Origin of the sequence: Mycobacterium sp., assembly GCF_049280035.1 — a bacterium.
Classification (GTDB): Bacteria; Actinomycetota; Actinomycetes; order Mycobacteriales; family Mycobacteriaceae; genus Mycobacterium.
Genome location: NZ_JBAPPI010000567.1, coordinates 1 through 8,614, shown reverse-complemented (window position 1 = coordinate 8,614; position 8,614 = coordinate 1). Strand labels below are relative to the sequence as shown.

Below are 8,614 nucleotides of genomic sequence, written 5' to 3'. Positions count from 1 at the left end.
GCGGTGCACGATCGCGGCGAGATCGATGGTCACCTGTGGATCGCGATGGACTACGTCGACGGTACCGACGCCGCGCAGCTGGTCAAAGGCCGCTACCCGGCCGGGATGCCGATACATGACGTGTGCGACATCGTCACCGGTTTAGCTACCGCACTGGACTACGCGCACAGCCGGGGCCTGCTGCACCGCGACGTCAAGCCGGCGAACATCTTGCTCACCGATCCCGAGGACGGTAAACGGCGAATCCTGTTGGCCGACTTCGGCATTGCGCGACCACTTGTTGACGTCAGTGGACTTACCGTGACCAACTTCACCGTGGGCACCCTCACCTATGCCGCACCTGAACAGTTGATGGGTGCCGACATCGACGGGCGGGCCGATCAATATGCGTTGGCGGCCACTGCGTTTCACCTTCTCACTGGTGCGCCGCCGTATCAGCACTCCAACCCGGTGGCCGTCATCAGCCGCCACCTCACCGCACCGTTACCGAAGCTGAGCGATCGACGTCCAGAGTTGAGGAACCTCGATGAGGTGTTGGCGCGGGCGCTGGCCAAGGACCCCGCCGACCGATTCGGACAATGCCGCGACTTCGCCGCGGCCCTCACCGAGCGGGCCGACATGGCCGCCATCAGTGATCGTCCCACCGATATCGCTATTACGGTCGCCGCGCCGATCTTCAGGTCCGACACGCCGAAGCCGAAGCGACGCAGGCGATCCCGTATTCTGCTCGGGGCGCTGTTGGCAACGGTGCTGGTTGCCGCGATCGGCGTCGTCGGCTACCTGATGCAGCCCACCAGGAAGACGGCCTCCGCACCGGCGGCCAACACCACCCCCGCCCCGGCAGCCAAGCCGCCACCGCGACCCCCCGCACTACTCGACGGCACGTACCGCTTCGACTACGACTACGAAAAGCAAACGATCAACGGCGCCCCCTATGCCGTACACACCACCGACACCACCGGTTGGTGGGCCTTTCGCTCATCGTGCAGTTCCACGGGATGCGTTGCCACCGCGACCCAGCTGGACACCAACAACCCGCAAGTGGCGCGCACCCCGGCCGCGTCGGCCGAGTACCGTTTCGTCGACGGTCACTGGCAATCTGCGCCCTCACAACGCCAACTTGCCCAACCGCGCTGCCTTGGAGCAGACGGTCAAGTCGTTGCGGGCGCTAATACCGTCATCCTGACTTGGTCAGTGCAGCCACAGCCCGACGGCACGCTTCGAGGCGAAAAGACCGGCACCGCGCTCACCAACGAATGCGGCCTTCAGGGACAGGTGGCCGTGGCCCCAGTCGTCGTGACTCGCACCGGCGACGTGCCGAGCGGCGTGAGGGTCGCCGATCCAGCAAAAGTGACCATCGCCGCATCGACCAGCACCGCAGCCCCACACGTCGCAGGTCCCGTCCTCGACGGCACCTACCGCCTGGACTTCGATCTGCAGAATCAGACGATCAACGGCACAGTGACCGGCCTGGGCGCCGCCGTGAACGAGTGGTGGGCCTTTCGTTCGGTGTGTACGCCGGTCGGATGCGCGGCCGCAGGATCAGAGTTGGCCGAATCCAACCAACAAGAGGGCACCGGAACGACAAGCGTGCTCCATTTTGCCGACGGTCACTGGCAGGGCACGCTGACCCTTCAGGCACCGATGGATTGCCAACAGACCAACAAGCCAGGCCGCGATGACGAGACCCGTCTTTGGTCATGGGATCCACAGCCCGATGGCACACTGAAGGGCCTTCAGGTCGGCACTATTCTCAGCAATGGATGTGGCACTCAAGGAACGGTTTACCGGACACCGTTTGTTGCCACACGCACGGGCGATGTGGCGCCGAGCGTCATCGTGGCCGATCCAGCGTTGTTCGAGGCTCCGCCTGCACCGGCGTCGCCGCCGCCACGCGCGGGTCGATGATCGGCTGAGGTTATCGGCTGCGCACCTAGACTTTCGGTTATGGACAGCGGTGCTGGACTGCTACAGATCGAAGAATGCCTGGACGCGCAGGGTGGCGTCGCATTACCTCGGGGTGTGACGCTGATATCGCTCATCGACCGCAACATCGCGAATGCCGGTGACGCGACGGCGTATCGCTATCTGGACCACACCGGCGCGACGGACGTGCACACCGAGGAAGTGACCTGGACTCAGTTCGGGGCCAGGCTGCAAGCCATCGGTGCACACGTGCAACAAGGGGCCGGTCGCGGTGAGCGGGTTGCGATCCTCGCGCCGCAGGGTATCGACTACGTTGCGGGCTTCTTCGCGGCGGTCAAGGCGGGGACCATTGCGGTGCCGTTGTTCGCCCCCGAATTGCCCGGCCACGCCAAACGTCTCGATACGGCTCTTCGTGATTCGGAGCCCACTCTCGTCCTCACCACTACCGCGGCAAAAGCCGCGGTCGAGAGCTTCTTGGCCAACCTCCCCCAGCGCCGCCGGCCGCACGTCGAAGTCATCGACCAGATTCCCGACACCGCGGGAGAACTGTTCGTGCCCAACGAAATCGGCCTGGACGATGTTTCGCACTTGCAGTACACCTCAGGCTCAACGCGGCCCCCGGTCGGCGTGGAAGTCACCCATCGTGCGGTCGGAACCAACCTGGTCCAGATGATCCTGTCAATCGACCTGCGGGACCGAAACACCCACGGCGTCAGTTGGTTACCGCTCTACCACGACATGGGTTTGTCGATGATCGGCTTCCCGGCGCTGTACGGCGGACATTCCACGCTGATGTCGCCGACGGCGTTCGTCCGAAGGCCACAACGGTGGATCCATGCGTTGTCGGCCGGCTCGCGGGAAGGCCGCGTGGTCACCGCCGCGCCGAACTTCGCCTACGAGTGGACCGCGCAGCGTGGCTTGCCTGCGCAAGGTGACGACATCGATCTGCGCAATGTGGTGATGATCATCGGTTCCGAACCGGTCAGCATCGATGCGATCAGAACATTCAATAAGGCGTTTGCGCCCTACGGGTTACCGCGCACAGCGTTCAAACCCTCGTACGGCATAGCCGAGGGAACTCTGTTCGTTTCAACGATCGCGCCCGAGGCCGAGGCGACGGTGGTCTATTTCGACCGTCAACAACTGGGCGCCGGACACGCGGCACGCGTCCCGGCGGATGCCCCTAACGCCGTCGCGCAGGTGTCCTGCGGCCAGGTGGCTCGCAGCCAGTGGGCCGTGATCGTCGACCCGGATACCGGGTCCGAATTGCCCGACAGTGCGGTCGGCGAAATCTGGTTGCAGGGCAACAACATTGGACGGGGCTATTGGGGAATGCCCGACGAGACCCGGGCGACCTTCGGCGCCGCACTGGGATCGCGGCTCGGGAAAGGCAGCCACGCGGACGGCTCGACCGTCGAGGGCACCTGGCTGCGCACCGGGGATCTCGGTGTCTATCTCGACGGCGAGCTCTACGTCACTGGCCGCATAGCCGATTTGGTGACGATCGAAGGCCATAGCCATTATCCGCAGGACATCGAGACCACCGCCGCGGAGGCCTCGCCTGTCGTTCGTCGTGGCTACGCGACGGCGTTCTCCGTGCCGGCCGATGATGGCGGCCAACGGCTGGTGATTGCCGCCGAGCGGGCTGCAGGCACCAGCCGTGTCGATCCCCAACCGGCGATTGAGGCGATCAGGCAGGCCGTGTCGCACCGGCATCGTCTCAGCGTCAGCGATGTGCTGTTGCTGCCAGCCGGTGCTATACCCCGCACCACCAGCGGCAAGTTGGCCCGCCGCGCCTGCCGTGCGCAGTACCTCAACGGCACGCTGGGTGCGCGCTAGTAACCGATCTTGACCAGGCAGCGCCGACAATGCTAAGCAGGTGCTCAGCATCCAGGCTACGGAAGGGATCAGATGACGCTGCAGACGGTACTGGACGACCTCCGCAGGCGCCCCGGCGCCGGTGACGTCATTCAAGTCATCGATCCCGCAACCGAGGAGCCGATCACCGAGTTCACTGACTGCGGGACCGAAGCGGTCAACGACGCCGTCGCGCGGGCGAAAGCGTCTTTCGAGTCGGGCGTCTGGTCGCAGCTGCCGGGTCGCGAGCGGGCCAAGGTCATGTGGCGCATCGCGGACTTGATCGACGAGCACGCCGAAGAATTCGCCCGGCTCGATTCGCTGAACACCGGCATGCCACTGATGCAAGCGCAGTTGCAGATGTCCACCTGCTCGGAGTTCTTCCGCTACTACGCCGGTTGGTGTTCGAAGCTCAACGGCGTCGCATACGACGTGAAGACTGACGGCATCGCGACGGACACCTTCGTCAACATGCACGCCTACACCCTCAAGGAACCCTTTGGAGTGGTCGGGCTGATCTTCCCGTGGAACGGCCCGATCTTCAATGCCAGCGCAAAGCTGGCGCCAGCACTCGCCGCCGGCTGCAGCATGCTCGTGAAACCCGCTGAAGAAACCCCACTTTCGGCGCTTCTGCTCGACAGCCTGATCCACCAGGCCGGTGTTCCGGACGGTGTCGTCAACCTGCTGACCGGCTACGGTCACACCGCGGGTGCGGCGATCACCGCGCATCCCGACGTCGAGAAGGTCGCCTTCACCGGGTCGACCGAGGTCGGCAAGGAGATCGTGCGGGCGTCCGCCGGCAACCTGAAGAAAGTCATGCTCGAACTTGGCGGGAAGTCGCCGGTGCTGATCTTCGACGACGCCGACATGGACAAGGCCATCCTGATGGCGTCGCTGGGCATCTTCGTGCACTCCGGCCAGGGCTGCGTGTGCGGATCGCGGATCTTCGTGCAGCGCGGCGTGTACGACCAAGTCGTGGAAGGCATTGCGCTGATGGCGAATACGTTCAAGCTGGGCGCGCCCAGCGAGGAGGGCTGCGTCAGCGGCCCGCTGATCAGCCAGAAACAGCTGACCCGCGTCATGGGCTTCATCGACGAGGGCCGCAGCGACGGCGTTGAAGTGGTCGCCGGCGGCTACCGCCTGGACCGCACGGGCTACTTCGTGCACCCGACAGTGCTGACCAACGTCGACCCCGCCATGCGGCTGTACCAGCAGGAGATCTTCGGTCCGGTGGTCAGCATTCTGCCGTTCGACGACGAAGACGAGGCCGTTGCGATGGCCAACGACACCACCTACGGCCTGGCCGCCACTGCCTGGACGGAAAACGTGCGCCGCGCCCACAGGATCGTCAAGCGGCTACAGGCCGGCAGCGTTCAGGTGAACTGCCAGTTGGTGTTTGACCACGACGTGCCGTTCGGGGGCTACAAGCAGTCCGGATGGGGCCACGAGTTCGGCAGGGAAGGCATCGAGGCCTACATGAAGACGAAGTCGGTGTGGGCACAGCTGTAAACACGTATCGTCGGCGCATGGCGCACAACCTTGAGGCACGGCTCAATTCGTACTATCCGATTGCCCTTTCGGTTTTCCGGGTGGTGTTCGGTCTGCTGTTTCTGTGCGAGGGCCTGTCGACATTGATTGGCTGGCCGGCTCATCACCAAGCTCCGGTGGGCCACTGGCCGACCTATTACGCGGGTTGGATCGAAGTGATCACCAGCGCACTGATCATCCCCGGCCTATTCACCCGGGAGGCCGCCTTCGTGGCCTGCGGCCAAATGGCGGTCGCCTACTTCAGCGTGCACCTGCCGCAGGGGTTCTTTCCGGTCAACAACCACGGTGAGGCCGCGGTGATGTACTGCTTTGTCTTCTTCCTGTTGATCTTCACCGGCGGTGGCGTCTACGCGCTGGATGCCCGACGCGGTGGCTGGCGACGAAATCGCCGGCTGCTGCGGCGCTGACTCGGGTCTTAGCGCACCGTCGCGAAGAACGCGCGCACGTCGTCGACAAACAGCTCCGGCTGCTCCAATGCCGCGAAGTGCCCACCGCGCGGCATCGTCGACCAGTGGGTGATGTTGTAGGCGGCCTCACACCAGCTTCGCGGAGTACGCAGGATCTCCTTGGGAGAAGCGGCGACGCCGGTAGGAAGTTCGACACGGCCATCGGTGATGAAGCTGGTGAAGCTCTCCCAGTACAGCCGCGCCGAGGATGCGCCGCTACCGGTGGCCCAATACAGCATCACGTTGTCGAGGAGTTCATCTCGGCTCACTGCGTTTTCGGGATGCCCGTCGCAGTCCGTCCACGCCCAGAACTTCTCGACGATCCAGGCCAGTTGTCCCACCGGCGAGTCGACGAGTCCATAGCCGAGCGTCTGAGGCCGAGTGGATTGCTGCTTGGAATAGCCGGTTCCCCATTTACGGTGTTGCGCGTAAGCCGCCAGCGCTTGTTGCTCGTCTTCAGTGAGGTCGCCGCCGGAGCCGGCCGCAGGCCGGGCGATCGGCATGTTCAGATGGATCCCGACGCAGCGGCCACCGTTGCGGCCGATCTGCGTCGTGACGGCCGCTCCCCAGTCGCCGCCCTGCGCGCCGTAGCGGTCGTAGCCGAGGCGCAGCATCAGCGTTTCCCACGCCTGCGCGATCTTGCCGACACCCCATCCGGTCTCCGCCGGCTTGCCGGAGAACCCGTATCCGGGCAACGACGGGCACACCACGTGGAAGGCGTCCTCGGCGCGTCCCGACGCCGGATTGACCAGCGGGTCGATCACCTTGTGAAACTCCACGATCGATCCGGGCCAGCCGTGGGTGATCACCAGCGGCAAAGCGTCTGCGTGGGGCGACCGCTGGTGAATGAAATGGATATCCAGCCCGTCGATTTCGGTGGTGAACTGGTCGAAGCGGTTCAACGCGGCTTCGCGAGACCGCCAGTCGTAACCGTCGGCCCAGTAAGCCGCCAGCTCACGGGTGTAGGCCAGAGGTATGCCCTGGCTCCAGTCGTCGACACACTCGGCTTCCGGCCAGCGGGTGTGCGCCAAGCGGGTGTGCAGATCATCGAGAACCTCGGACGGGACATCGATGCGAAACGGCTTGAGTTCGGACATAGCGTTCATAGTGCAGGCAACGCTAAGCGGCAAGTGTCGGCAGGTGTGCGGGTGGTCCCGCCGACCCAACGTTGTTCCCCGAATTAGCTGGACGCCGTGGCGTCACAGAATGCGCCGAGGCGACCTGCCCATGTAGTAGCCGGCCGGGAAGGACATCTCGATCACTCGAAGCTGGTCGTTGGCTTTCGACTCGAGCTCGAGGACCACGCAGCTCTCGTCGAAAGCTTTCGACTCGAGGACTGTGTAATGCTGGCCGCCACCATGGACGTCGGTTATCGGGTCACCTGAGCGCAATGCCTCTACCGGCACTAATTCGGGGTTTCCGGGTAACTCCACCCCTGACACGTTAGGCCAATCGAGCGGGCGACGGAACGATTTCCTCGCCACAAGCCGTGTCACCGGTCGAGCGCGAGGTCCTTGCGGAACTTCTTCATGCCGTCGACTTTCTCGGCCAGGGTGGCATCTGACCCGGTGTAGAACATCCACGGCATGGTCAGGGTGCCAAAGCTTAAAGCGCTATCCTGACCAGGCAAAACGCAGGTCTTTTGGTGGCGTTGTGCGCCCAGTTATCAGGCGAGTTTTCGCCCGAAACCCAACAGGAGAGGAACCCCATGATCACCAACAACACACACCCCAGCGTTCCGCCGCCCCCCGGCGCCACCGTTGACAAGTGGCGCGACTACGACGGCGTGCCGCTGCGCGGGTTCGACGGCACCCGGCGCGGCGAGCACGTGCCAATCCGCGTCGTCGGATTCCAGCACGCCGACGGCCACGTTGCAAGCAGCTGCGCCTACATCGAGTGCCCGGAGGTCGAGTTTGACAGCGCCGCGCTGCGCGGGCTGGCCGCCGACGCGCTGAGCGCCGCCGACGAACTCGACGCACTCTCCAACTAACGACGAATCGGAGAACGGCCCGCCCAAGTGCGGGCCGTTTCTCTTTGGCTAGGTGTGCTCCCGCTGCGGGTACGGCTCGGTCACGCCGAAGCTGTGCCGCCGCTCCCATCGCGTGAGGCGGATGCGCCAGATCGCGCACTGGCTGCAACGGCAGTCCTCGGCCGGCTTGCGTCGCCGCCTCACGCGAACGCCGATTCATACTGGCCGCCGTCCGGTACCGCCAAACTGCGGGCCAGGCGGTCAGCGAGTTCCCGATGTCTGCGCAACTCGCCGAGCAGTGGATGACAGCGCGGCTGCCCCGTAGAGCCGACGACAACCGCCGAAGATCGCCGTAAAGCGGCGCGCAGGACGTCGATTTCGTCGAGAACAGACGCCAATTCGGCCAAAATCGCCAACTCGGTTGGCGTTGGCTCTCCGACCTCAATTACACTGTGCCACAAGGTTTTACCTCGTCTGCGTAGGAAGGTTGGCGCTGGTGGCCGCGATGGCGTGTTTTCCATGAAAACCTCCTCTGACCTGCGTGTTAAGTGTTTGGGTTATGCATCCCAAAAAAAAGGAACTCGCTCGCCGGGGTTCAAAGCTTGACGAACGTCATCCCTTTGCACACCCCAGCGAACTTTGGATGGCCCCCTCCGGTGTCGGTGTCATACGATCATTCTACCGTAATCCGTTGATATACAAACCGATTTCGCTTGTTTTGCGAGGTCAGGACGGGTAAACTCAGAGGCATGACAACCATCGAGAGCAAACCCACTATTCGCGCTGCTGTCGTCGCGGCTATCGCTGTCGCGGCCGATGCCATCGCCACCACGACCCGCAAGCTGGCACGCACGGCACACGCCATCAT

General features: G+C 64.0%; 7 protein-coding genes and 2 pseudogenes. 5 read left to right on the top strand and 4 right to left on the bottom strand.

Going from position 1 to position 8,614, the window contains the following annotated elements:
* The 4 genes and pseudogenes from WAN71_RS18555 to WAN71_RS18540 all read left to right on the top strand — a co-directional run.
* Window positions 1–624: pseudogene (locus tag WAN71_RS18555) on the top strand (serine/threonine-protein kinase); the annotation flags it as partial.
* Window positions 625–1,947: 1,323 nt separating this feature from the next.
* The gene (locus tag WAN71_RS18550; RefSeq protein WP_422226735.1) at window positions 1,948–3,765 is read left to right on the top strand and encodes a fatty acyl-AMP ligase; all 1,818 of its coding nucleotides are present in this window, start codon (window positions 1,948–1,950) and stop codon (window positions 3,763–3,765) included.
* Window positions 3,766–3,837: 72 nt separating this feature from the next.
* Window positions 3,838–5,292, top strand: a complete 1,455-nt coding sequence (locus tag WAN71_RS18545; protein WP_422226734.1) for an aldehyde dehydrogenase family protein — start codon at window positions 3,838–3,840, stop codon at window positions 5,290–5,292.
* A 17-nt stretch (window positions 5,293–5,309) separates the two neighbouring features.
* Window positions 5,310–5,738, top strand: a complete 429-nt coding sequence (locus tag WAN71_RS18540) for a DoxX family protein (RefSeq protein WP_422226733.1) — start codon at window positions 5,310–5,312, stop codon at window positions 5,736–5,738.
* Window positions 5,739–5,746: 8 nt separating this feature from the next.
* On the opposite strand, the gene WAN71_RS18535 is transcribed toward WAN71_RS18540, so the two are convergent.
* The 3 genes and pseudogenes from WAN71_RS18535 to WAN71_RS18525 form a co-directional block, all read right to left on the bottom strand.
* Window positions 5,747–6,874: an epoxide hydrolase family protein gene (locus tag WAN71_RS18535; RefSeq protein WP_422226732.1), complete on the bottom strand. Its 1,128-nt coding sequence runs from the start codon at window positions 6,872–6,874 to the stop codon at window positions 5,747–5,749.
* A 102-nt stretch (window positions 6,875–6,976) separates the two neighbouring features.
* Window positions 6,977–7,210 (bottom strand): hypothetical protein, encoded by a 234-nt coding sequence (locus tag WAN71_RS18530; protein ID WP_422226731.1) that lies wholly within the window; start codon window positions 7,208–7,210, stop codon window positions 6,977–6,979.
* A 59-nt stretch (window positions 7,211–7,269) separates the two neighbouring features.
* A pseudogene (locus WAN71_RS18525) lies at window positions 7,270–7,377 on the bottom strand (LLM class F420-dependent oxidoreductase); the annotation flags it as partial.
* Window positions 7,378–7,485: 108 nt separating this feature from the next.
* On the opposite strand from WAN71_RS18525, the gene WAN71_RS18520 reads away from it, so the two are divergent.
* Window positions 7,486–7,767, top strand: coding sequence for a hypothetical protein (locus tag WAN71_RS18520; protein ID WP_422226730.1), 282 nt, complete (start codon window positions 7,486–7,488; stop codon window positions 7,765–7,767).
* A gap of 179 nt (window positions 7,768–7,946) precedes the next feature.
* On the opposite strand, the gene WAN71_RS18515 is transcribed toward WAN71_RS18520, so the two are convergent.
* Complete coding sequence (locus tag WAN71_RS18515; RefSeq protein ID WP_422226729.1) at window positions 7,947–8,207, bottom strand: hypothetical protein; 261 nt, start codon at window positions 8,205–8,207, stop codon at window positions 7,947–7,949.
* Between the last annotated feature and the right edge of the window lie 407 nt (window positions 8,208–8,614).

Excerpts from the sequence above, each read along its gene's own strand:
- WAN71_RS18520 (WP_422226730.1), top strand. The coding sequence starts at position 7,486 with ATGATCACCAACAACACACACCCCAGCGTTCCGCCGCCCCCCGGCGCC.
- WAN71_RS18545 (WP_422226734.1), top strand. The coding sequence starts at position 3,838 with ATGACGCTGCAGACGGTACTGGACGACCTCCGCAGGCGCCCCGGCGCC.
- WAN71_RS18550 (WP_422226735.1), top strand. The coding sequence starts at position 1,948 with ATGGACAGCGGTGCTGGACTGCTACAGATCGAAGAATGCCTGGACGCG.
- WAN71_RS18535 (WP_422226732.1), bottom strand. The coding sequence starts at position 6,874 with ATGTCCGAACTCAAGCCGTTTCGCATCGATGTCCCGTCCGAGGTTCTC.
- WAN71_RS18540 (WP_422226733.1), top strand. The coding sequence starts at position 5,310 with ATGGCGCACAACCTTGAGGCACGGCTCAATTCGTACTATCCGATTGCC.